2 protein-coding genes are annotated in these 968 nt (G+C 60.1%); one reads left to right on the top strand and one right to left on the bottom strand.

The features are described from left to right. The coding region (locus AWB67_RS38575) for an ABC transporter ATP-binding protein (protein ID WP_125477901.1) at positions 1-603 on the bottom strand (603 nt) is incomplete at its 3' end. 271 nt (positions 604-874) lie between these two features. Here AWB67_RS38575 and AWB67_RS38570 point away from each other — a divergent pair. Beyond that, positions 875-968 (top strand): LacI family DNA-binding transcriptional regulator (locus AWB67_RS38570; protein WP_125477900.1); only part of this gene is annotated, 94 nt, incomplete at its 3' end.

Genomic DNA, 968 nt, shown 5'->3' with positions numbered 1-968 from the left:
CGTCATCGCTTCGATCTGGTCGTGCGTGACATAGACGACGCTGGCCTTCTCGAACTGCTGGTGCAGCCGCGCGATTTCTACGCGCGTCTGGCCGCGCAGGGTCGCATCAAGATTGGAAAGCGGTTCGTCGAAGAGAAAGACGCCGGGGCTGCGCACGATCGCGCGCCCGATCGCCACGCGCTGCCGCTGACCGCCCGACAGCGCCTTGGGCCGCCGCTCCAGCAGCGCTTCGAGTTGCAGCACGCGCGCGGCCTCGCGCACCTTGCGGTCGATTTCGTCCTTCGGCGTCTTCGCGAGCGTCAGGCCGAAGGCCATGTTCTCATAGACGGTCATGTGCGGAAAGAGCGCGTAGCTCTGGAACACCATCGCGACACCGCGCTTCGCGGCCGGAATGTCGTTCACGAGGGTTGAGCCGATGTACAGGTCGCCGTCGGTGATGTCCTCCAGGCCCGCGATCATGCGCAAAAGCGTCGACTTGCCACAACCGGACGGTCCAAGAAACACGCAAAACTCGTGTTCGCCGATCTCCAGATTCACATCGCGAATCACCGGCGCGTGATCGCCGTAGGACTTCTGAACCGAACGCAACGAGATGCTCGCCATGCTGTCGTCTCCGTATTTCTACGCGGAGACTCTTTAAGGTTAAGCGTTTAACCTAACGCCCGTCAAAAAGCGATCTTGTTTAGGGATCGCTCGGGCTGTCTCCGTCTGTAATTTTGAACTGCTTTGCGTGCGAATTTAGCGCTACGAGTCAGCGGATGCAAATGTCGGGACGTCATCCCAAATTTTGACCTTACAGCTGGAAGATGTACATGGACCCTTCGCGGCCGCACAGTGCGCTCGATAAAGACTAACGCGAGCCAGCATCCGACCGATGACTACCCTTACCGAAGTGGCGAAACGCGCCGGCGTGACCGCAGCGACTGTCTCCAACGTGCTGCGCAATCGCGGCAAGGTGGGCGTTGCGA

Source organism: Caballeronia terrestris, from assembly GCF_001544515.1.
Taxonomy (GTDB): domain Bacteria; phylum Pseudomonadota; class Gammaproteobacteria; order Burkholderiales; family Burkholderiaceae; genus Caballeronia; species Caballeronia terrestris.
This window is presented reverse-complemented; position numbering and strand designations above follow the sequence as displayed.